25 protein-coding genes and 1 pseudogene are annotated in these 25,103 nt (G+C 75.4%); 13 read left to right on the top strand and 13 right to left on the bottom strand.

What is annotated here, in order from left to right; all coding sequences use genetic code 11:
* Positions 1-369: 369 nt before the first annotated feature.
* Both ABTX81_RS00305 and ABTX81_RS00300 read left to right on the top strand, forming a co-directional pair.
* The gene (locus ABTX81_RS00305) at positions 370-891 is read left to right on the top strand and encodes a SigE family RNA polymerase sigma factor (protein ID WP_350540646.1); all 522 of its coding nucleotides are present in this window, start codon (positions 370-372) and stop codon (positions 889-891) included.
* Positions 878-1,798 carry a hypothetical protein gene (locus ABTX81_RS00300; protein ID WP_350540645.1) on the top strand — a complete coding sequence of 307 codons (921 nt, stop codon included), beginning with the start codon at positions 878-880 and terminating at the stop codon, positions 1,796-1,798. Before ABTX81_RS00305 ends, ABTX81_RS00300 begins: the two co-directional genes overlap by 14 nt.
* A gap of 50 nt (positions 1,799-1,848) precedes the next feature.
* On the opposite strand, the pseudogene ABTX81_RS00295 reads toward ABTX81_RS00300, so the two are convergent.
* A pseudogene (locus ABTX81_RS00295) lies at positions 1,849-2,301 on the bottom strand (serine hydrolase); the annotation flags it as partial.
* The gene (locus ABTX81_RS00290; RefSeq protein WP_350540644.1) at positions 2,196-2,966 is read right to left on the bottom strand and encodes a serine hydrolase domain-containing protein; all 771 of its coding nucleotides are present in this window, start codon (positions 2,964-2,966) and stop codon (positions 2,196-2,198) included. The pseudogene ABTX81_RS00295 and the gene ABTX81_RS00290, both read right to left, overlap by 106 nt.
* Positions 2,967-3,058: 92 nt before the next feature.
* Here ABTX81_RS00290 and ABTX81_RS00285 point away from each other — a divergent pair, with 92 nt between their 5' ends.
* Both ABTX81_RS00285 and ABTX81_RS00280 read left to right on the top strand, forming a co-directional pair.
* The gene (locus ABTX81_RS00285; RefSeq protein WP_350540643.1) at positions 3,059-3,940 is read left to right on the top strand and encodes an AraC family transcriptional regulator; all 882 of its coding nucleotides are present in this window, start codon (positions 3,059-3,061) and stop codon (positions 3,938-3,940) included.
* 50 nt (positions 3,941-3,990) lie between these two features.
* Positions 3,991-4,239 (top strand): hypothetical protein, encoded by a 249-nt coding sequence (locus tag ABTX81_RS00280; RefSeq protein WP_350540642.1) that lies wholly within the window; start codon positions 3,991-3,993, stop codon positions 4,237-4,239.
* 39 nt (positions 4,240-4,278) lie between these two features.
* Here the strand turns inward: ABTX81_RS00280 and ABTX81_RS00275 are convergent, their stop codons facing one another.
* From ABTX81_RS00275 to ABTX81_RS00265, 3 genes are all read right to left on the bottom strand, one after another.
* Positions 4,279-5,895, bottom strand: coding sequence for a sigma-70 family RNA polymerase sigma factor (locus tag ABTX81_RS00275; protein ID WP_350540641.1), 1,617 nt, complete (start codon positions 5,893-5,895; stop codon positions 4,279-4,281).
* A gap of 184 nt (positions 5,896-6,079) precedes the next feature.
* Positions 6,080-7,123 carry a CAP domain-containing protein gene (locus ABTX81_RS00270; protein ID WP_350540640.1) on the bottom strand — a complete coding sequence of 348 codons (1,044 nt, stop codon included), beginning with the start codon at positions 7,121-7,123 and terminating at the stop codon, positions 6,080-6,082.
* Positions 7,124-7,277: 154 nt separating this feature from the next.
* Positions 7,278-7,880, bottom strand: coding sequence for a GNAT family N-acetyltransferase (locus ABTX81_RS00265; protein WP_350540639.1), 603 nt, complete (start codon positions 7,878-7,880; stop codon positions 7,278-7,280).
* 258 nt (positions 7,881-8,138) lie between these two features.
* Between ABTX81_RS00265 and ABTX81_RS00260 the strand changes: the two genes are divergently transcribed.
* The 5 genes from ABTX81_RS00260 to ABTX81_RS00240 all read left to right on the top strand — a co-directional run bounded on the left by ABTX81_RS00260 (position 8,139) and on the right by ABTX81_RS00240 (position 12,295).
* Entirely contained in the window at positions 8,139-9,725 is a 1,587-nt protein-coding gene (locus tag ABTX81_RS00260) for an ATP-dependent DNA ligase (RefSeq protein ID WP_350540638.1), read from the top strand.
* Positions 9,726-9,936: 211 nt separating this feature from the next.
* Positions 9,937-10,155, top strand: a complete 219-nt coding sequence (locus tag ABTX81_RS00255) for a ferredoxin (protein WP_350540637.1) — start codon at positions 9,937-9,939, stop codon at positions 10,153-10,155.
* Positions 10,156-10,241: 86 nt separating this feature from the next.
* Positions 10,242-11,447: a cytochrome P450 gene (locus tag ABTX81_RS00250; protein ID WP_350540636.1), complete on the top strand. Its 1,206-nt coding sequence runs from the start codon at positions 10,242-10,244 to the stop codon at positions 11,445-11,447.
* A 174-nt stretch (positions 11,448-11,621) separates the two neighbouring features.
* Positions 11,622-11,783, top strand: a complete 162-nt coding sequence (locus tag ABTX81_RS00245; protein ID WP_350540635.1) for a hypothetical protein — start codon at positions 11,622-11,624, stop codon at positions 11,781-11,783.
* Between the two features lie 215 nt (positions 11,784-11,998).
* Entirely contained in the window at positions 11,999-12,295 is a 297-nt protein-coding gene (locus tag ABTX81_RS00240) for a hypothetical protein (protein ID WP_350540979.1), read from the top strand.
* Between the two features lie 133 nt (positions 12,296-12,428).
* Here ABTX81_RS00240 and ABTX81_RS00235 read toward each other — a convergent pair whose 3' ends face one another.
* From ABTX81_RS00235 to ABTX81_RS00220, 4 genes are all read right to left on the bottom strand, one after another.
* A complete protein-coding gene (locus ABTX81_RS00235; RefSeq protein ID WP_350540634.1) occupies positions 12,429-13,310 on the bottom strand; it encodes a hypothetical protein in 882 nt (293 codons plus the stop codon).
* A 119-nt stretch (positions 13,311-13,429) separates the two neighbouring features.
* The gene (locus ABTX81_RS00230; RefSeq protein WP_350540633.1) at positions 13,430-13,714 is read right to left on the bottom strand and encodes a DUF427 domain-containing protein; all 285 of its coding nucleotides are present in this window, start codon (positions 13,712-13,714) and stop codon (positions 13,430-13,432) included.
* A 43-nt stretch (positions 13,715-13,757) separates the two neighbouring features.
* Positions 13,758-13,994, bottom strand: coding sequence for a DUF6296 family protein (locus tag ABTX81_RS00225; RefSeq protein WP_350540632.1), 237 nt, complete (start codon positions 13,992-13,994; stop codon positions 13,758-13,760).
* Positions 13,995-14,012: 18 nt separating this feature from the next.
* Positions 14,013-14,252 (bottom strand): DUF2277 domain-containing protein, encoded by a 240-nt coding sequence (locus ABTX81_RS00220; protein WP_350540631.1) that lies wholly within the window; start codon positions 14,250-14,252, stop codon positions 14,013-14,015.
* A 145-nt stretch (positions 14,253-14,397) separates the two neighbouring features.
* Between ABTX81_RS00220 and ABTX81_RS00215 the strand changes: the two genes are divergently transcribed.
* A complete protein-coding gene (locus ABTX81_RS00215) occupies positions 14,398-15,669 on the top strand; it encodes an MFS transporter (protein ID WP_350540630.1) in 1,272 nt (423 codons plus the stop codon).
* Here ABTX81_RS00215 and ABTX81_RS00210 read toward each other — a convergent pair.
* From ABTX81_RS00210 to ABTX81_RS00200, 3 genes are all read right to left on the bottom strand, one after another.
* On the bottom strand, positions 15,611-16,138 hold the full coding sequence (locus ABTX81_RS00210; RefSeq protein ID WP_350540629.1) for a gamma carbonic anhydrase family protein: 528 nt from the start codon (positions 16,136-16,138) through the stop codon (positions 15,611-15,613). The two genes, ABTX81_RS00215 and ABTX81_RS00210, sit on opposite strands and share 59 nt — an antisense overlap.
* An 87-nt stretch (positions 16,139-16,225) precedes the next feature.
* Positions 16,226-17,389 carry a serine hydrolase domain-containing protein gene (locus ABTX81_RS00205; protein ID WP_350540628.1) on the bottom strand — a complete coding sequence of 388 codons (1,164 nt, stop codon included), beginning with the start codon at positions 17,387-17,389 and terminating at the stop codon, positions 16,226-16,228.
* Between the two features lie 332 nt (positions 17,390-17,721).
* Entirely contained in the window at positions 17,722-17,856 is a 135-nt protein-coding gene (locus ABTX81_RS00200) for a hypothetical protein (protein ID WP_502892677.1), read from the bottom strand.
* Positions 17,857-17,935: 79 nt separating this feature from the next.
* On the opposite strand from ABTX81_RS00200, the gene ABTX81_RS00195 reads away from it, so the two are divergent.
* The 3 genes from ABTX81_RS00195 to ABTX81_RS00185 all read left to right on the top strand — a co-directional run bounded on the left by ABTX81_RS00195 (position 17,936) and on the right by ABTX81_RS00185 (position 22,456).
* Positions 17,936-20,113 (top strand): TerD family protein, encoded by a 2,178-nt coding sequence (locus ABTX81_RS00195; RefSeq protein WP_350540627.1) that lies wholly within the window; start codon positions 17,936-17,938, stop codon positions 20,111-20,113.
* 161 nt (positions 20,114-20,274) lie between these two features.
* Entirely contained in the window at positions 20,275-20,823 is a 549-nt protein-coding gene (locus tag ABTX81_RS00190) for an RBBP9/YdeN family alpha/beta hydrolase (RefSeq protein ID WP_350540626.1), read from the top strand.
* Between the two features lie 346 nt (positions 20,824-21,169).
* On the top strand, positions 21,170-22,456 hold the full coding sequence (locus tag ABTX81_RS00185; protein WP_350540625.1) for a glycerophosphodiester phosphodiesterase: 1,287 nt from the start codon (positions 21,170-21,172) through the stop codon (positions 22,454-22,456).
* 134 nt (positions 22,457-22,590) lie between these two features.
* Here the strand turns inward: ABTX81_RS00185 and ABTX81_RS00180 are convergent, their stop codons facing one another.
* Positions 22,591-24,972: a transglycosylase domain-containing protein gene (locus ABTX81_RS00180; protein WP_350540624.1), complete on the bottom strand. Its 2,382-nt coding sequence runs from the start codon at positions 24,970-24,972 to the stop codon at positions 22,591-22,593.
* Positions 24,973-25,103: the final 131 nt, after the last annotated feature.

The raw sequence follows: 25,103 nt of genomic DNA, 5'->3' as shown, positions 1-25,103 counted from the left end.
GGCCGGCTCGCGGGCCGTCCAGCGTCCACGCGCGGCCGCCCCGCGCCGCCGGCCCGGCACCCCGCGCGGCCCGACCGGACCGGCCCGACCGGACCGGCCCGACCAGCCCCAGTCGGCCTGGCAGAGAACGGCCCGGAGGACGGCCCGCGAAACGACCCGCGAAACGACCCTGGGCACCGGCCCGGGACGGCGGCCCGGGAAAATGGCCCCGCAGGCCGGGCAACCCGGCGCGGACCCCAGCGCGTTCAGCAGCCGTGAGAACGACAGCGAGGACCCGGCGGCCACGGCCGACCGGCAGGACCGCCGCCACCGACGTGGCGGCACGGGTGACGGAGACGGCGGCGGGCACGGCATGGCAGGGGCGGCGGGATGAGGAACGCGACACCGGACTTCGAGGAGTTCGTCGCCGCCCGCAGCCCCCGGCTGCTCCGGATGGCCTGGCTGCTGACCGGCGACCCGCACCTGGCCGAGGACCTGCTGCAGACGGCCCTCGCCAAGGTGTGGCCGCGCTGGGAGCAGATCTCCATCGACCGGCCCGAGGCGTACGTCCGCCGGGTGCTGGTGAACTCGCACGTCTCCTGGTGGCGCCGCCGCTGGCACGGGGAGCTGCCGCACGAGCAGTTGCCCGAGCCGCCGACGAACGCGGACCCGTTCGACGACGTGGTGACGGGCCAGGTGGTGGCGGCCGCCGTCCGGGCGCTGCCGGCCCGGCAGCGGGCGGTGGTGGTGCTGCGCTTCTTCGAGGACCTCAGTGTGGAGGACACCGCCGAGGCGCTGGGCTGCACGACGGGCACCGTCAAGAGCCAGACGCACCGCGCCCTGCAGGCGCTGCGCGGCCGGCTGCCCGCCCGGGAACTGCTCCTGGACGGGGGTCGTCGTGACGGAGCCTGAGTTCACCGCGCGCGACGCCCGGGCCCGGGAGGCGGACGGGGATCGCGAGGTGGCCGAGGACCGCGAGGTGGCGGACGAGCTGCGGGTCCTGCTCCAGCTCGCCGCCCCGCACCTGGCGGCGCCCGAGGACCGGATGGAACGCGTGCTGGCCCGGGCCGCCCGCACCCGCCGGCGCCGCCGCCGGGCCGCCCTCGCAGGCGGACTGGCCATCGGCCTGACCGCGGCCGCGCTGGCCGCGGCCCCCGCGCTGGCGCCGGGACCGGGAGGCGGCACCGCGCTGCACCCGGCCGCCTCCGGCCCGGTCATCGGCGCGGCCCCGCCCGCCGGCGGGTCGCCGAGCCCGTCCCCGGCCCCCGTGCCGGAGGGCGGAGCCGACGACACCAGGACGGTGCGGTTCAGCACGCTCGACGATCTGGTGGTCGACGCCCCGGGCGGCTGGTTCGACCTCACGGCGCCGCCCGGCCCCGGACAGCCCGACCCCGTCGGCTACCTCGCCTCCCAACGGATCTCCCTCTCGGCCGGCTGCCCGAAGCGCGACGCCGGGCCGGACGCGGTGTGCCTGACCTCGGGGACGCTCCTCGACGACGGCGCGCTGGTCTCGCTGCGGCTGATCCGCGACCAGAACGACCTCGGCAAGTACCCGGGCGAGGCGGAACGGCTCCAGGCCATGCCGCCCGAGAAGGAGTGCAGCGTGCGGGGCGGCACCCAGCAGATGCGTGGGCACCGGACGCTCCTGCTGGGCGGCCAGGAGGAGATCATCCAGCTGACGGGCTGTCTGCGCCTCCCCTCGAAGGCGACCCTCATGGCGTTGGAGACGACGATCGCCTCGATCCGCCCGGCCTGGGCGGCCCTGAACAAGCCGCTCCCCTCGGCCACCCCGGTCACACCGCTCACCGGGACGAAGTGACCCTCGGGCGCGCCGGCGGCCCCGGCGCGCCCCCACCCCGGAACTGTCGGTCAGCGCAGCCCGCCGTAGGCGGCCGTGACGATCTCCATGCCGCGGTCGTCCTTTTGCCGGTCCCGGTCGATCATCCGGTTCATCACATAGGCCACCGTCATCCGCGCGCCGGGATCGCTCACGACCAGCGAGCCGCCCCAGCCGCCCCAGCCGAAGGTGTGACCGAAGCCGCCGAAGCCCACCGTCCAGCACATCGGGGTGCCCAGCACGCGGTCCTCGCCGCGGAACACCTCCTGCCAGGCGGGTTCGCACCCCCGGGCGGACAGCAGTCGCACGCCGCCGGCCGAACCCCGGTTCGCCAGGACCGCCTGGGCCAGGGCGACCGAGCGGGCGTTGCCGAAGCCGTTCACCGCGGGAAGCTGCGCACGGCGCCAGGCCGGGGAGTTGACGTCCTCGACCCGGATCGCCACACACCCGTGCCCTGCCTGCGGGTGCCGTCCGGTCCGAGCGGCGCGTCGGCGGTGTACTCGTCGGTCAGTGACGGCGGCGGGATGAGCGGTGCGACGCGGTGGTCGTGTTCGGCGGCGAGTCCGATGTGGAAGTCCGCGCCGAGCGGTCCGGCCACCTCCTCGGCGAAGAACGCGCCGAGACCGCGGCCGGTGACCCGGCGGACGAGCTCACCGACCAGGAAGCCGAAGGTGAGCGCGTGGTAGCCGGCAGCCGTTCCCGGCTCCCAGGCGGGCGCCTGCGCGGCCAGCCCCGCCGTCACGCCCTCCCAGTCGTAGAGCTCCTCGACCCTCGTCGGCCCGGCCAGGTCCGGCAGCCCGGCGGTGTGCGACAGCACGTGCCGCACCAGCACCTTCTCCTTGCCGGCGGCGGCGAACTCGGGCCAGTAGGCGGCGACCGGCGCGGACAGGTCGAGCTCGCCCCGGTCGGCCAGCAGCAGCGCGCACAGGGCGGTCATGGTCTTGGTCGTCGAGTTCACGCCGGTGAGGGTGTCGCGCTCCCAGCCGACGGAGCGGTCCGCGTCCGCGTACCCGCCCCAGATGTCCACCACCGGCTCGCCATCGAGGTAGACGGCCGCCGAGGCGCCCACGTCGTCCCTGCCGAGCAGATCCCCGAGGGCCGCCCGGACGGCCTCGAACCGCGGCTCGCAAAGCCCCTTAACATCGCTCATGGGTGTCAGCCTGGTGCGACGCCGGGGCTTCCCGCCCGACAGTTCCCGTACCGGTTTTGTCGGGCGGGGCGCGATCGACAGGACGGACAGGCGTGCTGGAGCGGCTGAATCAGGCGCTGGACCACCTCGAGACCCGCCTCGACCGGGACATCGACATCGCCGAGGTGGCCCGGATCGCCGCGGTGTCGGAGTACCACTTCCGGCGGCTGTTCTCCGCGCTCGCCGGGATGCCGCTCCCGGTCTACGTGCGGCGGCGGCGGATGACGCTGGCCGGCGCCGACGTGCTGGCCGGGGAGCTGACCCTGCTCGATGTCGCGGTGCGGTACGGGTACGGCTCGGGCGAGGCGTTCGCCCGGGCGTTCCGGTCGGTGCACGGCATCGGGCCGGGCGAGGCCCGGCGCACGGGTGCGGTGCTCACGGCGCAGCCGCGGATGTCCTTCCGGGTGGTCGTCGAGGGCAGTACGACCATCCGCTACCGGATCGTGGAGAAGGAGTCGTTCCGGGTCCTCGGCCGGAAGGCCCGGCTCCCGCTCGTGCACGAGGGGGCCAACGCGGCCGCCGCGGCGCACCTGGAGGGCCTGGAGCGGCGGGCGGTCGTCCGGATGAAGGAGCTGGCCGGCCAGGAGCCGGACGGGATCCTGTCGGCGGTGGTGTACCTGACCGACAGCCGGGAGGAGGGCGCCGAGGCGGACTACTGGATCGGCGTGGTGACCGCTCCCGGGGTGGCGGCCGGGGAGCTCGACGCCCTCGACGTGCCGGCCGGGACCTGGGCGGTCTTCGACAGCCGCGGGCCCTATCCGAGCGCCCTCCAGGAGCTGTGGCGGGACGTGTTCACGCAGTGGTTCCCCTCGAACCCGTACACCAGCCGGACCGGTCCGGAGCTCCTGCGGACGCGGCCGGTGGAGATCGGCGCGCCGACCGACTCCCAGCTGTGGATCCCGGTCGAGCGGGGTGGCGGGAACTCCGGGAGGTGAAAACGGCCGTCGGGCCGTAACCCGGGTGGCGGAATGTCGTTGGACGGGGCATGAAGAAGCGCAGCATGCTCGCCGTCGCCTCGCTCGCCGTCGGCGTCGTGGCCTCCCTGACCGCCCCCAGCGCCCACGCCGCCGCCCTCCCCGGCCCGGGTGACCTGACCGGACCGCTCCAGGGCGGGGCCCTGGCCTCGGTGCCGGACGCCCTGCCGGGCCAGGTCGGGAACGCCGGCACGGTGCTCGACCAGGCGTTCGGCCATGTCACGGGCGAGGCGCCCGGTCTGGTCGGCCTGACGGGCTGATGGCCTGACGGGCCCAGGGGTCGGCCACGGCTGTGGTGGTCAGCCGAGCGGGGTGCCGAGGTCCTGGGTCCAGTAGAGGCCGCCGGGGCCGGTGGCCACACCGACGCCGACGTCCTTGAACGCGCAGTCCAGCATGTTCGACTGGTGGATGCCGCCGTCCATCCAGCGGGAGAAGACCACGGCCGGGGCGCTCGGTCCCCGGTCGAGGTTCTCGCCCCACTGCGACCAGCGGTAGCCGACGGCCGTCAGCCGGGCATCCGCCTGGCCGCCGTCGGGGGCCGCATGGTCGAAGTAGCCGCGGGCGGCCATGTCGTCCGAGTGCCTCTGGGCCGCCGCACGCAGCTTCGGGTCGATCCGCAGCGGGGCACAGCCCCGCCTGGCCCGCTCGGCGTTGACCAGGTCGACCAGCTGGCGCTCCAGGTTGGCCGCGGCGGCCGGGGCCGTGCTCGGCCGGGCGCTGCTCGGGCTCGTGGTCGGAGTGACGGCCGGGGCGGGCACCGCGGCCGCCGGCGGCGTCGCGCTCGGGGTGGGCGCGGGCGGCTGGGCGGCCTCCGGGGTCGGTGCCGCGGTGCTCTCGGGCGTCGGTGCCGGGGCGTCCGGGGCGGTGGCCGGGGCGGCCGGTTCGGGGGCGGGACCGCCCGGCCCGGTCTGCTGGGGCCAGACCATCGCCAGCGTCGCCGCGGCGAGCACGGCCGCCGTCCCGCCCGCCAGCACGGTCTTCCGGCGGGCGAGCCCGGCCCGGCCGCCCGCCCCGCCGGCCGGGTCCGCGGGCGGAGCGCCCGTCGCCGCTCCGGACGCGCCCGAGGTACCGCCGGACCCGCCGGCGGCCCCCGGGGACCCGCCGACCGCCGCGCCCGCGGCCTGGAAGGCGAGCCCGCCCGGGGCGTCCATCGGCACGGGGACCAGCGCCAGCCCGGCCAGCAGCCCCTCGGCCGGGAAGAGGTCGCGCCCCAGCCCGTCGCAGGCGGCGCACCCGCGGATGTGCCGGGCTATTCGCTTGCGCCAGACCGAGTCCGGTGTGCCGTCCCAGCCCGTCGTCAGCTCGGCGAGGTCCGGGCAGCGCGGGTAGGCGGTGAGCGCGCGGACCACCACCCGGCCGGCCTCCAACTGCTTCTTCATCCGCTGGACGCGCACCGCCGCGTGCTGCGGCGTCAGGTCGAGCGCCTCGGCGAGTTCGGCGCGGGTGAGCTCACCGCCCGCCTCCAGCCACCACAGGGCGAGCAGTTCCCGGTCGTCCGCGTCCAGCCAGCGGGTGGCCTCGGCGACCTCCCGGCGCTGGCCGGAGAGCCCGAGCCGGAGGATGGTCAGGTCGGTGAAGTCGGCGCGCGGGTCGGCCAGCTCCCAGCTCTCGTCCAGTCCGCCGACGGCCGCCTGCTGCTGGCCGGTCGAGCGGCGGCGGACCTGGTTCATGGTGATGGCGACCAGCCAGGACCGGAACGCCTCCGGATCGCGCAGGCCCTCCAGGCCGTCCAGGGCCCGGATCATGGTCTCCTGGGCGATGTCGTCCACGTCCGCGTGGCCGTTCAGCGCCCGGCCGGCGACGTTGTAGACCAGCGGGAACCAGGCCGCGACCAGCGCCTCGCGCGCCTGCGGGTCGCCCGCCTGGGCCGCGAGCACCAGGGTCGTCCCGGTCCTGCTCTGCGCGTCAACGTTCATGGGTCCGCACTCCGTCTTGCTGTCGTCCGTCCGCCGCTGCCTCCTCGGAGACCTCTGGGGAGAGCTCAGATAACAACAATTCACGCTGATTCGGAAAATCGAGGTCCCGCCGCCCTCCGGGGCGGGCCCGGACGGGGCGGGACGGCGACGGGACGGCGGCGGGACAGGGGCGGAACGACCGTGGTCAGGACGGCGCGGCGAAGACCTGCGTCCACCAGGGCCCGCCGGAACCGGTCCGGACGCCGACGCCGATCTGCTTGAAGGAGCAGTTGAGGATGTTGGCCCGATGGCCGGGGCTGTTCATCCAGGACTCCATCACCGCCGCCGGGTCCTTCTGGCCGCGCGCGATGTTCTCGCCCCAGGTGCTCCAGCGGTAGCCGGCCGCCTCGATGCGGTGGTCCGCGTGGTAGCCCTCGGGGCTGGCGTGGTCGAAGAAGTCCCGGTCGGCCATGTCGTCGCTGTGGACCTGGGCCGCGGTGGTCAGCCGGGAGTCGACGGTGAGCGGTCCGCAGCCGGCCTGCGAGCGCTGGACGTTGACCAGGTCGACCACCTGCTGGGCGAAGGAGCCGTTGGACGAGCCGCCCGGGTTGGCGGTGGCGGTCCGGCGCGGGGCGCTCGCGGAGGGCTTGGCGGTGGCGGTCGCCGGGGCCGGGGCGGAGGCCGGCGCGGTGGCCGGCGCGGTCGGCTGCTGCGGGCCGGCGGCACCGGTGCCGCCGGGCGCCGGGCTCGCGGCCGGGTCGCCCGGCGCGGCGGAGGCGGTGCCGGGGGCGGCGGAGGCGCTCCGGCCCGGGGCGGCGGCCGGGGGCGTCGTCGGGGCGGCCGGCACGGTGGCGGGAGCCGTGGAGGGCGCGGGGCCGGCCGTGGCCGCGTGGGCCGGGTCGGTCCCGGCCGCCGGGACCTGGTCGGGGCCGCCGGCACCCGCGCCGGGCACCTGGATGCCGCTCCGGTCGCCGGCCTCCGCGGCGATCACCGGCTCGTAGGAGACGGCCTGCGCGGCGGAGTCGGCCCCCTCCTCGCCCCGGTACACCGCGTAGCCGGCGCCGGTCAGCGCGGCGATCACACCGGTCCCGGCGACGGCCGCGACCACGGCCACCACCGGCCCGATGGCGCCGCGGCGGCGCCGTCGGCCGTGGCCGCGCCGCCGGTCCGCGGCGCGTCGCGCGGAGCGCCCGCCGGGGCCGGGGTGCCCGTTCGCGGGGAGGATGGTGGTCCGGTCTTCGCTGTTCACCTGCGCACGCTTCCTGGATTCGGGACCGTCGGGTCCGTCGGAGGGTCCGTCGGACGGGTGCCGACACCTCGGAGACCGGCGTGCGGTGACCGGATAACGGAAAAGTGCGAACTGATTTCCGAACAGCGGCGGCGGGGCGGCCGCGGTGGTCCCCTCAGCGGCCGGCCGGGGGCATGTCGTAGGTGACGAACCCGGTGCGGGTGGCGACCTGGTCGTACTTGCCGCGGGCGCGGTAGTTGTCCTCCGAGGTGATCCAGCGGATGGCGGTCCAGCCGCGCTCGGCGGCGATCCCGCGCAGCCGGGCGAGCAGCAGGTCGACCGCGCCGGTGCCCCGGGCGGCGGGGGCGACGTAGAGGTCGTCGAGGAAGCCGGCGACCGCGCCGTGCAGCGGGCGGACGAAGGGCCGGTAGTGGGCGAGCCCGACCGGGGTGCCGTCGGTGTCGCGGACCAGCAGTCCCTCCAGCTCATGGGCCGGGTCGGTGAGCCAGGACCAGACCAGCCGGGCCTTCTCGTCGGGGATCGGCACCCGGTAGAACGCGCAGTAACCGCGGAACAGCTCGCGCCAGGCGGCGAAGTCGGCACCGGTGGGCGCCTCGACGGTCCAGCGGGCGGCGGACGGGTCGGCGGACGGGTCGGCGGACGGGTCGGTGGACGGGTCGGCGGACGGGTCGGTGGACGGGTCGGTGGGCAGGTCGGCGGACGGGTCGGTGGACGGGTCGGTGGGCAGGTCGGCGGACGGGTCGGTGGCGGCGGTCATGGGGGCTCCCCGGGGATGGGTGGGCGGCGTGGCGGGATGCGCGCCAGCATGACGACCCGTCGGCTCCGCGCCGATCGACGGTGCGGCCAAGAACGCCGCGCTTCCACGCCGGTCCGGCAGGCCGGCGGGTACGGAGCGTCCCGGTGGGCACGGAGCGTCCCGGTGGCCCGACGCGCGCCGACGGCCCGGATCGCCGATCCTGGACGCCCGGCCCGCCCGGCCCCCACGACCGGGCCCGCCCGCCCGAGGAGGCCCGCCTTGCCGCTCCACCGCCTGGCCCTCACCTCGCGCGCCGTGGCCGCCGAGCCCGGCCGCCGGGCCAAGACCGGGCTGCTCGCCGACTGCCTGCGCGAGCTCGGCCCGGACGAGGCGCCGGCGGCGGTCGCGCTGCTGTCCGGCGAGTCGCAGCGGCTGCGCACCGGCCTCGGCCCGGCCGCCCTGCGCGACCTCCCGCCGCCCGCCGCCGAACCCCGGCTGGGGGTGCGGGAGACGGAGCGGACGCTGGAGGCGATCGCCGCCGTGCACGGGCCGGGCGCCCGGGCGGAGCGGCGCCGGCTGCTGACCGGCCTGTTCGAGCGGGCCACCGGCGCCGAGCAGGCGTTCCTGCGCGCCGTCCTGGTCGGCGACCTGCGCCAGGGCGCGCTGGACGCGGTGGTCGCGGACGCGGTCGCGCAGGCCGCCGGGGTGCCGGCGGCCGCGGTGCGCCGGGCGCTGATGTTCCGCGGCTCGGCGCGGGCGGTCGCCGCGAGCGCGCTGGCCGGCGGGGAGCCCGGACTGGCCGCGTTCCGGCTGGAGGTGGGACGGCCGGTGCGGCCGATGCTGGCGGCCTCGGCACCGGACGTCGGCTCGGCGCTGGAGCGCCTCGGCGCCCCGGCGGCGCTGGAGTGGAAGCTGGACGGCATCCGGGTGCAGGTGCACCGGGACGGCCGGGACGTCGGCGTCTTCACCCGGTCGCTGGACGACATCACCGCCCGGGTGCCCGAGGTGGTGGAGGCGGCGCTGGCGCTGCCGTTGCGGTCGGCGGTGCTGGACGGCGAGGCGATCGCGCTCGGGCCGGACGGCCGGCCGCGGCCCTTCCAGGAGACCGCCGCCCGCACCGCGGCCCGCCGGGACCCGGAGCGGCTGCGGGACGAGGTCCCGCTCAGCGCGCACTTCTTCGACCTGCTGCACCGGGACGGCGAGGACCTGGTGGACCGCCCCGGGCGGGAGCGCTGGGCCGCGCTCGCCGAGGCCGTCCCGGCCGGGCTGCGGGTGGCGCGCACCGAGACCGCGGACCGGGACGAGGCGCTGGCGTTCTTCCGGGCGGCCCTCGCGCGCGGCCACGAGGGGGTGCTGGTGAAGGACCCGGCGGCCGGCTACCGGGCCGGGCGGCGCGGCGCCGGCTGGGTCAAGGTCAAGCCCCGGCACACCCTGGACCTGGTGGTGCTGGCCGCCGAGTGGGGCAGCGGGCGGCGGCAGGGCTTCCTCAGCAATCTGCACCTGGGCGCGCGGGCCGGCGGGGAGCCGGGGCTGGGCCCGTGGGTGATGCTCGGCAAGACCTTCAAGGGACTCACCGACGAGACGCTCGCCTGGCAGACCGGGGCGCTGCTGGAGCGCGAGGTGGAGCGGGACGCCTGGACCGTCCGGGTGCGCCCCGAGCTGGTCGTGGAGATCGCCTTCGACGGCGTCCAGCGCAGCCCGCGCTACCCGGCGGGGCTGGCGCTGCGGTTCGCCCGGGTGGTGCGCTACCGGCCGGACAAGAGCGCGGCGGAGGCGGACACCGTCGCCGCCGTCCGGGAGATCGCCGCCGCGGAGGGGACCGGTCCGGCCCCCGGGCCGGCCGGCGATCCCGGACACCCCGGCTGACGGCTGAGGCGACCGATACGGCTGACGGCTGACGGACAATCAAACTCATATTTTTGCAAAATGGTTCACGAGCAGCGCCATATCGGCCATTCTTCGACGGGTGGCCGTCCACTCTTCGTGTGCGACAGGAGGCGGGGATAGCTTGACCATGACAGCGGAGGGCGGTCCGTCCCGAGCGGAACCGGTGCCACACCACGGAAAGGTGTCCCACATGCAGGTGAACGTCGACCGGGACCGCTGCTGCAGCTCCGGACAGTGCGTCATGACGGCGCCCGAGGTCTTCGAACAGGACGAGCGGGACGGCCTGGTGACCCTCCGTCTGACGGCCGTCCCCGCCGCGCTGTTCGCCGATGTGCGGCTCGCCGCCGATCTCTGCCCGGGCGGCGCGATCGCCGTCACCGAGGACGAGGGGCCCGGCAGCACCGTCTGACCACCGCCCGGGCCCCCACGGCCCTCCCGCCGTCTCCCACCGCCTGCCACGTGCCTCACCTGTCACGCGAGGAGACCACCTTGAGCATGTCCACCGTTCCCGTCACCCCGATCCCGGCCCGGCACGACACCTCCTGCCCGTTCGCGCCGCCGCCCGCGTACACCGAGGCCGCGAGCAGCGGCCCGGTCAGCCGCGCGGAGCTCCCCGACGGCAGCCCCTGCTGGCTGGTGACCGGCTACCAGGAGGTCCGCACGGTGCTGTCGGACCGCCGGTTCAGCGCCGACGCCCGCCGGCCCGCGTTCCCGTTCCTGACCCAGGGGCGGCGCGAGCTGGTCGCCGCCAACCCGTCCTTCCTGCGTCTCGACGACCCCGAGCACGCCCGGCTGCGCCGGATGGTCACCGGGGACTTCCTGGTCAAGCGGGTGGAGGCGATGCGCCCCGGCATCCAGCAGATCGTGGACGAGGCGCTCGACCGGATGACGGCCGGGGGCGCCCCGGCCGACCTGGTCGCCGACTTCGCGCTGCCGGTCCCCTCGCTGGTGATCTGCCTGCTGCTCGGCGTCCCGTACGAGGACCGGGAGGCGTTCCAGGCCAACAGCCGGCTGCTGCTCACCACCGACGCCGACGACCGGGACGTCGCCCGGGCCCAGGCGGCGCTGCTCGACTACCTGGCCGAACTCGCCGAGCGGAAGAGGTCCGAGCCCGGCGACGACATCCTGAGCCGGCTGGCGGTGCGCGAGGACCTCACCGTGCGGGAGATCGCCTCGACCGGCGTCCTGCTGCTGGTCGCCGGGCACGAGACCACCGCCAACATGATCGCGCTCTCCACCGCGCTGCTGCTGCGCCACCCCGAGCAGGCCGCCCGGCTGGCCGACCCGGCGGCGGTGCCCGGGGCGGTGGAGGAGCTGCTGCGGCTGCTCACCATCGTGCACACCGGGGTGCCGCGGCTGGCGGTGGAGGACGTCGAGCTGGGCGGCACCCTGATCCGCGCCGGGGACGGCGTGATGGCGATGCTGTCGACGGCCAACCGGGACGACGGGCTGTTCGGCACCGAGGGGCACCTCGGCGTCGACGAGGTCGACCTCGGCCGGGAGGCCCGCCGGCACGTCGCCTTCGGCTTCGGGGTGCACCAGTGCCTGGGGCAGCCGCTGGCCCGGGCGGAGCTGCAGATCGCGCTGGCCACGCTGTTCCGGCGGCTGCCGGGGCTGCGGTGCGCCGTCCCCCCGGAGGCGCTGGAGTTCCGCACGGAGGCGCTGATCTACGGGCTGAGCTCGCTGCCGGTCGTCTGGTGACGGCCGGGCCGGCGGGGCCCGCCGTTGGCGCCGCACCGGCCCGGTTGGCCCTCGCCGGGGTGCGGAGGCAGGCTTGAGGGGCGACACACCGAGCACCGGCCCGGCGGCCGCCCGGCACCACGGCGTACCGCGGCGGGCCCGGTCGCCCCGGCCGACCGAGGAGAGGAGCCCGCGATGACCGACATGAGCGCACGCTCCGAGGTGAGCACCGACCGGGACGAGGACGTCCGCGCGGTCGACCCCGAGGAGGGCATCACCTCGATGCAGAACCTGCACGCACAGGAGACCTCGCAGGCGGAGGGCGAGCCGGAGGAGGAGCCGAGGGCGGGGTCCTGACCCGTTCCGACACCGCTTCGACCACGTCGACAGTCGAGTTCACCAGGCCGCCCGACCACAGGGGCGGCCTTCGCGACCGCCGGTGTCGCCGCCCGGGCGGCGGCGGACCGGCGGGGGAGGATGGGCGCATGACCGAACAGCAGCAGGGCACGGCAGGACAGGTTCCGGGCCCGGCGGGCGGGCCGGGCGGGACGGCGGGGCGGGTGGAGCCCCCGCTGGATCCCAGGGCCTCGTGGGCCACCTGGACCACCCAGTCGATCATCAGCGGGCCCGGCGGGGTGACCACCGTCGAGGTCGGCCCGATCTCGGGCGACCTCACCGTGCACACCACCTGGGCGGACGGCGAGGCGCGGCTCACCGTCCAGTACACCGGGGCGCTGGACTGGTACTCGGTGGCGGGCAGCCCGGTCCCGGCGGCCGACGAGACCACGGCGCGGGCGGTCCACCAGGCGATGGTGAACGCCGTCAAGGCGGGGCGGGGCGCCGGGGCCCCGCAGACACCGGGCGGCTGACCCCGGTACCTACCCCCGGTACCCCGGCGGACCGGGACACCGCGTCGCCGCCGCGGGCCGGACCGGCCGGTCCCTCCCGGAGCCGGCCGGTTTCGCGTGGGCGTCCCGTTCGCGTGGGCGTCCGCGGCGGCAGTCAGTCGCCGCGCGGCGGGCGCGGAGCCGGCGCGGCGGCCTCCCAGTACCCCGGGTCCGCCGGAGCGAGCTCGCGCAGGGAGGCACGGATCTCGCGGGCCACCTTGCGGGTGTCGCGCAGGTTGATCGTGGCGCCGATGCCCGCGCCGACCAGGAGCGGGGTCAGCGACGGCAGCCGGCGCAGCGAGCTGCGGGTGAGCCGGCGGCGCACCTGCTGGCGCACCTCGCTGCCGAGCGCCATCGCGGCCAGGCCGGCCGGCTTGGCGAGCAGGGTGGGGTCGATGCCGCGCCGGTTGGCCCAGGCGCCGACGTAGGCGCCGGCCCGCTGGGTGGCGGTCCCCTGGGCGGGGAAGCCGTAGACCTCGTGCAGCTCGGCGATCAGCTTGATCTCGACGGCGGCGACGGCGATCGTCTCCGCCGCGATCTCCACCGGCATCGCGGGCGGCACCGGGAGCATCGCGGCGGCGCCCACGCCGGCGCCGAGCGCGCTGGAGGCCCGGCTCGCGCCGGTGATCAGCAGGTCGGCGAGCTTCTCCGGGTCGGCGGCGCCGGGGTGCTGGGCGCGCAGCGTGGCGAGGTTGCGGACCGGGATGCGCGGGGCGGTCTGGAGCAGCTGCTCGGTGAGGGCGCGGCCGCCGACCGCGGCGCCCTTGGCGGCGGCCCGGCCGCCGGTGCCGAGCCGGCGGGCGATCGCGGTGACCAGCCGGGCGCCGCGCCGCCGGCCGCGCTCGGTCTCCGCCCGGTACTCGGCGAGCTCGCCGAGGCCTCCCTCGGCGGGCTCGCCGGGTTCGAGTTCCTCGACCAGTCCGGCCAGCTCGTCGGCCACGAGGTCCGGGGTGGGCTCGGGCTGCCCGGGGCGTCCCGGTTTCCTGAAGATTGCCATGGTGTGGCCGTACCCGGCGGTGCGAGGCGATACGCCCCGGGGGTGTCCCGGTCCTGCGACAGGAGGACGAGGCCGTGTCCCGGCGGGCCGTCCGGCGGATCGGCCGCCTCCGGGCGGGTTCAGCCGGTGATCTCCACGCCCCGCCAGAAGGCGACCCGGCCGCGGATGTGCTCGGCCGCCGGGTCGGGGTCCGCGTAGTACCAGGCCGCGTCGGGGTTGGTCGCGCCGTCGACGTGCAGCGAGTAGTACTCCGCAGTGCCCTTCCAGCCGCAGACGGTGGTGGTGTCGGACGGGCGCAGGTACTCGGTGCGCACGGAGTCGGCCGGAAAGTAGTGGTTTCCCTCGACGACGACGGTGTCGTCGCTCTCGGCGACGACGATGCCCTGCCAGCGTGCTGTGGTCATGCCGCGAGTGTGCCCCACCGGGCGCGGCGCTGTCAGCAGGGCGTCAGGGCAGCGGCTGGGCGTGCATCGGGCAGTGCGGCGTCTGGTGGCCGCCGCTCGCGAGCATCCGGACCTCCCCCGCGTCGCTGATCTCCGCCCGGACGATGCCGCTGGCGTCCTCGTACACCGGGTGACCGCCGGGCCCGGTGGCGCTGGTGCGCTCCACCACGACCACGTCCTGCGGGGCCTGGGTGCCGGGGGTGCCCGGGAAGGTGAGTGCGTAACGGGTGACGGAGCTCATCGCCGACCTCCTGGCCCCCTAGACAGCGGCGGCCCGGGCCGGACGGGTGGAGGCCCCGCGGACCTCCAGTTCGGCCAGCAGGCGTTCGGTGGCCTCGGCGACGGCGTCCACGGCCCGGTCGAAGGCCTCACGGTTGTGCGCGGCCGGGGCCCGGAAGCCGGACACCTTCCGCACGTACTGGAGCGCGGCCGCCCGGTAGTCCTCCTCCGTGGCATCGGGCGTCACGGGCGGTCTCAGCGTCTTGATACTGCGGCACATGACCCCAGTCTCCCGCGCGGACGCCCGGGTGGCGACCCCCGTCCGTCACCGGGCCGCCTCGCGCACCACACGGGCCGGTCATCCGGTCCGTTTAGGATTCCGGTCGAACGATCCCGGCTCGTCCCGTTCCTCCCGGAGTACCCCCTTGCCTCTCGCGCTGGTCGCCCTGGCCGTCACCGCGTTCGCCATCGGAACCACCGAGTTCGCCGCCATGGGGCTGCTCCCCCAGGTCGCGGACGGCCTGGACGTCTCGATCCCGCAGGCCGGCTGGCTGATCTCGGCCTACGCGCTCGGCGTGGTGATCGGGGCGCCGCTGCTCACCGCGCTCGCCTCCGGGCGCCCCCGGAAGGCGGTGCTGGTCGCGCTGGCCTCCTTCTTCGCCTTCGGGAACCTGCTCTGCGCGCTCGCCCCCGACTTCTGGACGCTGGCGGCCGCCCGGCTGGTGACCGGGCTGCCGCACGGGGCGTTCTTCGGCGCCGGGGCGGTGGCGGCGGCCGAGCTGGCGGCCCCGGACCGGCGGGCCCGGGCGGTCGCGGTGATGTTCTCCGGCCTGACCCTGGCCAATGTGGTCGGGGTGCCGGCCGCGACGCTGCTCGGCCAGCACCTGGGGTGGCGGGCGACCATGCTGGTGGTGGTCGCGATCGGCGCGGCCGGGGCGGTGGCGATCGCCCGGCTGGTGCCGGCGCTGCCCTCCCCCGCCCGGGCGGGCCTGCGGCACGAGCTGGGCGCGTTCCGCAACGGGCAGCTCTGGCTGGCGCTGGCCACCGTGGTCCTCGGCTGCGGCGGCTTCTTCGCCTGCTACTCCTACATCACCCCGCTGCTCACCGAGGTGTCCGGCTACGCCACCGGCTCGGTGACGCTGGTGCTGGCGCTGTTCGGGGTGGGGATGACGATCGGCAACCTGCTCGGCGGGTACGCGGCCGACCGCGCGCTGCGACCGACGGTGTGCGGCGCGTTCGTCCTGCTCGCGGCGGTGCTGGCGCTGTTCGCGGTGACCGCGGGCGCCGAGTGGTCGGCGGCGGTGACGGTGGTGCTGGTCGGGCTGTTCGGGTTCGCGATCGTGCCGGCGGTGCAGACGCTGGTCATGCGGGAGGCGCGCGGCGCGCCGACGCTGGCCTCGGCGACGGTGCAGGGCGCGTTCAACCTGGCCAACGCCCAGGGCGCGTTCTTCGGCGGGCTGGCGCTGGACGCCGGGCTGGGCTGGACCTCGCCGCCGCTGGTCGGCGCGGGCCTGGCGGCCTCGGGCGCGGTGATCGCGGTGGCCGCCTGGGCCCTCGACCGCCGGCGCGGGTCCGCGCCGACGGCCGTGGTCGCGGCGGGCCTGGTACCCCGGCCCGCGGCGGCCCCGGACGACCGGGTTACAGCGGCCGCAGATTCCGGTGGCCGTCGGCCAGCAGCAGGTAGCCCTCGGCGTTGAACTTGATGCCGGCCCGCTCCTCCTCGGTCAGCTCGCGGCGGACCTTGGCCGGCACCCCGGCGACCAGCGAGCCGGGCGGGACCACCATGCCCTGCGGCACCACGGCGCCCGCCGCCACCAGGGAGCCCGCGCCGATCCGGGCGCCGTTGAGCACCGTGGCGTTCATCCCGACCAGGACGTCGTCCTCGATCACGCAGCCGTGCAGCACGGCGTTGTGGCCGACCGAGACCCGCTCCCCCATCACCAGCGGGAAGCCGAGGTCGGCGTGCAGGGTGCAGTTGTCCTGGACGTTGCTGCCCGCGCCGACCGTGATCGCCTCGGCGTCCCCGCGCAGCACCGCGCCGTACCAGACGCTCGCGCCGGCGCCGACCGTCACGCTGCCGACCACGACCGCGTTCGGCGCGACGAAGGCGCCCGGGTCGACGGCGGGCACCCGGCCCCCGACTTCGGCGATCAGCGGCTCTGCCATCTCTCGTCCTCCTCGTGACGACGGTCCCTCAGGTGCGGGCCATGATGGCATCCCCGCCGGGCCGGTCCGGGGGCCGGGTGGCCCCCGTCAGCCGGCGCAGGTCCCGGCGGCGAGCAGCTTCCCGAAGGCCTCGCTGGTGGCCGGCGGGGTCGAGACGCCCTGGGCGTTCATCGAGACCGCGAGCTGGCGGTGGAGGTCGGCGCTGGTGTACAGGACGGTGTTGTAGCCGGGGATGCCGCCCGTGTGGCCCCAGAGCACCCCGCAGTCGCCGGTCGCCCGCTCCAGGCCGAGGCCGTACCGGCCCCCGCTCTGCGGGGTGGCCGTCATCATCTCCGCGAGCTGCGGCCGGGGCAACAGCCGCCCGCCGATCAGGGCCGCGATGAAGGTGTTGAGGTCGGCGGTGGTCGAGATCCCGGCACCGGACGCGCCCGCCATGCTCGGGTCCAGCTCGGTGACGTCGGCCGGGCCGGTGGGCAGGTCGAAGTAGCCGTGCGCGTGGGGGCCGGGGACGCTCGTCTCGTGGGCGGGCATGAAGGTGCCGCTCAGGCCCAGCGGGCGGATCACCCGGCGTTCCACCTCCTGCTGCCAGCTGCGGCCGGTCACCCGCTCGATGATCTGCCCCACCAGGACGTAGTTGGTGTTGGAGTAGTGGAAGTCCTGGCCGGGTGCGAAGTACGGCGGGTGGGCGTTGGAGAGCGCGACGAGCTGCTGCGGCGTCCAGCGGGTCCAGCGGCCGGACTCCAGCCATTGCTCGACGACGCCGGGCCGCTCGATGTCGAAGGACTCGTCCTCGGTGTAGTTGAACACCCCGCTGGTGTGGTCGAGCAGCTGGCGCAGGGTGATGTCCGCACCGTTCGGCACCGCGCCCGGCAGCAGCGTCTCCACCCGGTCGTCCAGGCCGAGCCGTCCCTCGGCGACCAGCTGGAGGGTGACGGTGGAGACGAAGGTCTTGGTCACGCTGCCGATCCGGAACCGGCCGGCCGGGGAGGCCGGGTCACCGGTGGTGCGGTCGGCGACGCCGTCGGCGCCCTTCCACAGGGTGCGGCCGTGGTCGCCGACCCGGGCCAGCGCCGCGGAGACGCCCCCGGAGTCGACCATGCCGCTCAGCGCGGCGTTCAGGGCCCTGGTGTCGACGCCCTTGCGCGGTCCCCGGCCGGCGGTGTCCGGTGCCACTCCCTCCTGGGTACCGGTCACCGTCACCGCCCCCGCCGGTTCCGCCCGGCCCAGGGCGCCGGCCGTCGGGGCCGTCACGCCCACCAGGCCCGCGCCCGCGAGCGCGAGCGCCACCAGGCGCGCGGCCGGGCGGCGCCGTCGGCGCCCCGTGCCTCCGCGAGCTCCCGGATCCGTTCCGTCCCTCTGCTCCACCATGCCCATGCGCTCTCCCGTGTCCGTGCCGACTGGTGCCCACAACACCACTGCTGTTCTCGGCACTTGACACTCTGACAGGCGAGGGCGGGGAGGTCGTCCGCCGCTGGTCCGAGCCGCGTCCGGCGGGTCGCTCCCCCTCAGGGAGGGGCCGCCCCCGAGGTCCGCTCAGGGGGCACCCCCGAGCGCGTCTCAGGGGTGGCCGCTCCTCCCGGCGGTCAGGCGACCGGGGCCTTGACCCTCAGGACCTCGATGAACGCCCGCAGCCACGCCGGGTGGTCGGGCCAGGCACGGGCCGAGACGACCACCCCGTCGACCACCGCCTCGCCGTCCACGTACGGCGCACGCCCCATCGCGCGCGCCCCGGGCGGGTCGGCCGAGGTCCGGGAAACCCGGGTGCGGGGATCCGCGCGGCTCTGGGATCATGCCGGGATGTCCCAGCGTCTCGAATCCCTGGTCGTCCGGCACACCCTCCGCCTGCCCACCCCCGACGGTCCGGCCGGGAACGGCGAGGCCGCGGCGCGGCAGTTCGACACCGCGCTGATGTCCGTGGGTTTCAAGCTCTCGGCCGAGTCGCTGGAGCGGCTGTCGGGGCTGAGCCCGCAGACCGTCCACGACACGGCCGTCCGCACCCTGACCACCGTGCGCGAGCTGGTCGGCGACCACGTCCGGCACAACGCCTACTTCATCGACTTCCCGGCCAACGTGCCGGACACCGTCCACTTCTGGATGCGCTGCATCGGCGAGGCGCTCGCCGACGACGACGACACCCGCGAGCACACCCTCGCCCAGCTCGACGACGTCGCGGTCGACCTGCTGACACTGCCCCGCTACGGCCGCTACCAGCACACCTACGCCGAGCTGCTGGCCGCCCACGACGAGCTGATCGCCGCCGCCGGCGACCGGATGACCGTCCTGCACCCGGGCGGCGCGCTGGAGGACGAGGTCACCGCCCTGTACCTGGCGCTCGCGGGCAGCACCACCCCGCTGGGCGAGGAGGCCCTGAGCGACCTCGGCGAACTCGCCGGGCACTGCGTGCACGGGCCGCAGCCGGAGGCGATCCCGGTCCGGGAGAACCGCGCCGTGGTCAACCGGGCCCGCCTGGACGCCGGCGGGGACCTCCTGCTGGACACCGTCACCGACGTGCTGCGCCTGGCCTGCGCCCTGTCCGACGGGGACGTCACGCTCGCGCGGCCGACCCGGTTCCGCCCGTTCCCCCGGCCGGTGCGCCGGGCGCTGCTCGCCGGTCTGGACGCGGTGGTCGCCGCCGCCCCCGCCAAGCTCGGCGACGTCGGCGCGCACCGCGAGATGTTCAAGCGGCTCGGCGAGCGGCTGCACCCGCACGAGTACCCGCGCTGGCCGCACGCCGCCGAGGTGTTCGCGGTCGCCCGGGGCGAGCGGGAGGCCCCGTCCTTCGACAGCCGCGTCGAGCGGGCGCTCGGCGCGGGCGACGTCGCCGCGGCGGTGCGGCTGCTGTCCGCCGCCCCGGGCAAGCTGTTCCGCGCGCTCGACCGCCTGCTGCGCGCCTGCGCCACCGAGGAGCAGCGCGCGGCCGTGGTGGCCGCCGCCGAGGCGGCGGCCGGGCAGGTGGCCGGCCGCCTGCTGCTGTCGGTCCGCGAGCACCTCCAGAACCGCCGCGCCGACGGGGCCGCGGGACGCCGGGTCTTCGTCAACCGGGCCGGCCGCGGCCGGGTCACCGCCGACACCCGGCCGCCGCTGCCGGCCGCCGAGCGCGCGCGCCTGATCGCCGCGCTGGACGCCGAGGTGGGCCGCCGGCTCCCGGATCCCGGGCACCTGCTGGTCGACCCGGCGGTCCTGGACGTCGCCCTGCCGCTCAGCGGCAACGCGACGTCCGCGGGCCTGGGTGTGCTGCCCCGCGGCTCGCTCTGCGCGGTCGACGGCGAGCTGCTGCGCTTCTTCATGTACTGGAAGCAGCGCGAGCGGCGCACCGACCTCGATCTGACGGCGCTGATGCTGGACGAGTCGTACGACACCGTCTCCTGGCTCTCGTACACCTCGCTCACCGAGATCGGCGGCGAGCACTCGGGCGACGTCACCTCCGCGCCCGAGGGCGCGTCGGAGTTCATCAACCTGCGGCTCGACACGGTGCGGGGGGCGTTCATCGTCCCGCAGGTCGACGTCTACGCGGGCGAGGGCTTCGAGGAGGTCGAGGAGTCGTTCTTCGGCTTCATGCTGCGCGACGGCGAGCAGGCGGGGCGTCCCTTCGAGCCGCGCACCGTGCGGATGAAGTCGGACCTGCGCGGCCCGGGACGGGTGGCCCTGCCGCTGGCGTTCCTGCGCGGGGCCGACGGACGCTGGCGCGCCAAGTGGCTGCACCTGCACCTCATCGGCCTGCCCAGCGCCAACCGGGTCGAGGAGAACCAGGTGTCGGTGGCGACGCTGCTGCGCGGCGTCGTCGAGCGCGACTACCTCACGGTCCGCCACCTCACCGGGCTGATGCGGCGGCGGGCCTCCGCCGTCACCCTGTGGGACGGCGCGGCGGTCCCCGCCGGGCCGGTGACCTACATCGGCCTGGAACGGCCGGAGGGGCTGCACCCTGACTCCCGGGTCGTCACCCCCGGAAATCTGCGCGACCTGATCCCCGCCTGACTGGTAGCGTGAGCCTCGGCGAGGCCATGAAGGGGCTTCCTTCTCACTCCTATTGAATCCAGTCCCTTCGCTCTCCTCGCCGTCGACCCAACGCCGGGGTGCGGTTTCCGCGCCCCGGCGTCGTCGTGTCCGTGACTGTTCCCCGGAGGGACCCCGCGCCGATGTCCGACCGCACCACCTATCTCGTCCTGCCCGGCTACCAGAACTCCGGACCGGCCCACTGGCAGAGCCACTGGGAGGCCGCCGACCCGGCGGCGTTCGTCCGGGTGCCGCAGGAGGACTGGGACCACCCGGAGCCGGACTCCTGGGTGGCCCGGGTGGACGCGGCCGTCGCCGCGGCGGCCGCCGACGGCCCGGTGGTGCTGGTGGCGCACAGCCTCGGCTGCGTGACGGTGGCGCGCTGGGCGGCCTCGGCGCCGGCCGGGCGGACGGCGGCCGTCCGGGGCGCGCTGCTGGTGGCGCCCGCCGACGTCGACCACGCGGACGTCCCCGAGCTGCTGGGCTTCCGCCCGGTGGCGCTGTCCCGGCTGCCGTTCCCGGCCACCGTGGTCTCCAGCACCGACGACCCGTGGGTCACCCCGGAGCGGGCCCGGCGGTTCGCCGACGCCTGGGGCGCGCGCTACGTCGAGCCCGGCGCCTTCGGGCACCTCAACTCCGACTCCGGGCTGGGCGACTGGCCGCTGGGGCGGGAACTGCTCGCCGGGCTCTGAGCCCGGGGCGGGAGTCCCCGGCATCCCAGATTCCGGGGATGGCCCGGCGGCCGGGCGGCCGAGCAGAATCGATGCCGATCCACCCTTCCGAGGGACCACCTCCCGAAGCTCCGCCGGTCCGGCCCGACCACGGCCGACCGGCCGGGAGGCCCCGCACAGGTCCGCCACCCAGGACCGGAGGCCGGCCGCGGTGCGTGACCGCGACCGGCCTCCCCGCGTTCCTGGGCGGTGGGTACGGGAACTTCTCCCGCAGTTCGCCCACCGGCCACCCGGCCGGGCGCCGCGGCTCCTAGTCTGCGGGCGGCACCCCACACCGCGACGCCATCAGCGCGAGCTAGGAGCATCCATGACGTACCGTCCGTCCGACGGCAGCACCCCGGCGGAGTCCACCGACGCCACCGCCTCCTCCCGCCGGTCCTTCCTGCGGGCCACCGGTGCGGCCGGGCTCGGCGCGGCGGCCTTCGCGGCCGGCGCCGGCGAGGCCTTCGCCGCCCCCGCCGGGGACGAGCCGGGCGACGAGCAGTACGGTGCCGCCGACGAGCGCGGCGTCGCCGCCGGCCGCCCGACCGGCACCCGTCCGCCGGTGCGCACCGGCACCGGCCTGGACCGCCTGCCGCACCCGCTGGTCGTCGGCCACCGCGGAGCCTCCGGCTACCGCCCCGAGCACACCCTGGGCTCCTACGACCTGGCCCTGCAGATGGGCGCCGACGTCATCGAGCCCGACCTGGTCCCCACCAAGGACGGCCACCTGGTGGTCCGCCACGAAAACAACATCACGGAGACCACGGACGTCGCGGACCACAAGGAGTTCGCCGACCGCCGCACCACCAGGACCATCGACGGCGCGGCCCAGACCGGCTGGTTCACCGAGGACTTCACGCTCGCCGAGCTGCGCACCCTCCGCGCCAAGGAGCGCCTGCCGCAGCAGCGCCAGCGCAACACGCTCTACGACGGCCGCTGGGCCGTGCCGACCTTCCGCGAGGTGGCCGACTTCGCCCGCAAGCGCGGCCGCGAGCTGGGCCGGGACGTCTGGGTCTACCCCGAGACCAAGCACCCGAGCTACTTCCGCTCGATCGGCCTGCCGCTGGAGGAGCGCCTCGCCGACGAGCTGCGCCGCACCGGCCTGGCCGGGCGCAACGGCCGGGCGATCCTGCAGTCCTTCGAGCCGAGCAGCCTGCAGCGGCTCGCCAAGCTGGTCGACAACCCGAAGGTCTTCCTGCTCAGCGGCCCGACCACGCAGCCGTACGACTTCGTGCTGTCCGGCGACAAGCGCACGGTGGCCGACCTGGTGAAGCCCGAGGGCCTGCGCTGGATCTCCTCCTTCGCGCACGGCATCGGCCCCACCACCACCCTGATCGCGCCCGTCGACGCGACCGGCAAGCTGCTGACGCCGACCACCCTGGTCAAGGACGCGCACGCGGCGGGCCTACTGCTGCACCCGTACACGGTGCGCAACGAGAACTCCTTCCTGCCGCTGGACTTCCGCCGGGGCACCGACCCGAACGCGTACGGCGACGCGATCGGCTGGGCGAAGTACCTGTACGAGCTCGGTGTGGACGGCTTCTTCACCGACCAGACGGACACCGCCGTGCTGGCCCGCCAGGACTTCTGGGCGGCCAAGGGCGTGCACTGACCCACCCGGTGGGCGTGCACTGACCCACCCGGTCGGCGTGCGCCGGCCCACCCCGCCCGGCCACGACCGCGCCCCGGGACGTCCGGCGACGTCCCGGGGCGCGGTGCCGGGTGCGGGCGTGGTGCCGCGCGGGCTCAGCCGTCCTGGTGCTGCTCCTCGGGCTGCTGCGCCGGCTCGCCCTGCGGCTGCTGCTGCTCCTGGGGCTGCTCCTCCTGCCGGGGCTGCGGCTCCGGCTGGGTGGGCCGGGGGTTCGGGTTGGGGTTGCGCGACGGCCGGGCGGGCGTCTGGGGGCGTCCGGGCCAGGTCGTGGCGGCGTCGGTCGACGAGCCGCCCGGGGTGCCGCTGCCCGAGCCGGGGCTCGCCGAGGGGTCGCGCTTCGGCGCCGGGTTGGGGATGTAGACGGTCTCGAACTCCTTCTCCGGCATGCCCCGGACGGCGTCGTTCATCGCCATCTGCCAGATCGGCCCGGGGCCGGTGGCGCCGAAGACCTCGTCGAACCACTTGCCGCCGATCCGGATGTTCCGCATCTTCACACCGCCGGCCGGGCCGCCCAGCCAGACCGAGGCGGCGAGGTTGCCGGTGTAGCCGCTGAACCAGGCGGACTTCTTCTCGTCGGAGGTGCCGGTCTTGCCGGCGATCTGGCGGTCGTCGTCCAGTCCGAGGTCGCGGGCGGTGCCGCCCTTCTCGGTCACGCCGAGCAGCACGGTGTTGATGACGTCGGCGGTGCTCTCGGAGAACACCCGCTCGCACTTGGCGGGGCTGACCGGGACGTCCTTGCCGTCCATCGTGATGATGCCGCTGATCGCGACCGGCGTGCAGTAGGTGCCGCGGTTGGCAAAGGTCGCGTAGACGTTGGCCATCACCAGCGGGCTCACCTCCTGGGTGCCCAGGCCCAGGGCGGGCAGCTCCTCCAGCGGCTTGCCGCTCGCCTTGGTGAGCACGCCGAGCTTGTTGGCCATCTGTTTGACCGCGCAGAGGCCGATCTCCTGCTCCATCTGCACGAAGTAGGTGTTGACCGAGAGCGCCATCGCCTCCTTGAGCTCGTACGGGCCGACCTCGCCCGCCGACTCGTTGGGGATGGTGCCGCCCTTCTTGCCCTTCTCCAGGTTCTTCCAGGTGCCCTCGCAGGTGCTCATCGTCGGCCAGTCCATCTTGTTCGGCGACGAGTAGGCCTGGGTGGAGGTGAGCCCCGCCTCCAGGCCGGCGGCGGCCACGATCGGCTTGAAGTTGGATCCGGGCTGGAAGCCGTTGCCGCCGCCCATCGCCGCGTCCACGTTGTAGTTGACGACGGTCTGGTTCTTGCCCGGGTCGATCCCGTACGGGCGGGTCTGGGCCATCGCGAGGATCTTTCCGGTGCCCGGCTCCACCATGGTGATCGCCGCCGACACGTCGTCGGTGACCTTCACCCTGCTGGTCACCGCCTTGAGCGCGGCCGCCTGCTTGACCGGGTCGAGGGTGGTGCGGATGGACAGGCCGCCCATGTCCCAGAGCTTCTTGCGCTCGGCGGCGGTCTTGCCGAAGACCGGGTCCTGCTTGATCACGTGCTTGACGTAGTCGCAGAAGAAGCCCATGCCGGCGTCTGCGGTGATGCAGCCGTTCTGCGGCGGCTGGTAGTGCAGCACGACCGGGCCGGTCTTGGCCTCCTTGGCCTGCTCCGCGGTGAGGTGCTTGTTCTCCACCATCTTGTCGATCACCACGTCGCGGCGCTTGCGCGAGGCCTCGGGGTGGGCCTTGGGGTCGAACTGGGAGGGGTTCTGCACCAGTCCGGCCAGGGTGGCCGCCTCGGCGACGGTGAGGTCCTTGGTGTTCTTGCTGAAGTAGCGCTGGGCCGCCGCCTGGATCCCGTACGCCTGCTGGCCGTAGTAGGTGATGTTCAGGTAGTTGGTGAGGATCTGCTCCTTGGTCAGCTCCTCCTCCAGCTTGATGGCGTACTTGAGCTCCTGCACCTTGCGGCCCAGGGTCTTGCGCTGGGCCTCCCGCACGGCCGCCTTGTCGTCGCCGGCCTTCTCGACGTTGACGTTCTTCACGTACTGCTGGGTCAGCGTGGACGCGCCCTGCAGGGCGGTGCCGCTCTCCGCGTTCTTGCTGAGCGCCCGCAGGACGCCCTTGAGGTCGACGGCGCCGTGCTCGTAGAAGCGCGCGTCCTCGATGTCCACCTGGGCCTGGCGTATCAGCGGGCCCATCTCCTCGGCGGTGATCACCCGGCGGTCGCGCTCGTAGACCTTGGCTATCTGCTGGCCCTTGGCGTCGAATATCCAGCTGGCCTGGGTCAGCGGCGGGGTCTTCAGGTCGTCAGGGATGGTGTCGAACTCCTCCACGGTGCCCTTCATGCCGAGCCCGAGCGCGCCGGCGGCCGGCAGGGCGATGCCCGCCAGCAGCACGCCGGCGAGGGTGCTGTAGCCGAGGAACTTCACGCCGTGGCCGAGCAGGCCGAGCGGGGTCTCGCGGCGCCGGGGGCGCGGCACCCAGGTGTCGAGGGGCTCCGGGGAGGGCGTGCGGCGGCTTCTCCGTGACATAGTCGGAACACTACGTCCACGAAAACCGCCTGTGGGGCCGGTGTTGGCCAACCTTTGTCACAAATCGGCGACAGATCGGCACCGTTGGGCATGGCCCGGCGGGCGGCCCGGGGTCCGGGCGGGTAGGAACG

The organism is Kitasatospora sp. NPDC097605 (genome assembly GCF_040302725.1).
GTDB lineage: Bacteria > Actinomycetota > Actinomycetes > Streptomycetales > Streptomycetaceae > Kitasatospora.
Note: the sequence above shows the minus strand (reverse complement) of the source record. Positions and strands in the feature narration are given on the sequence as shown.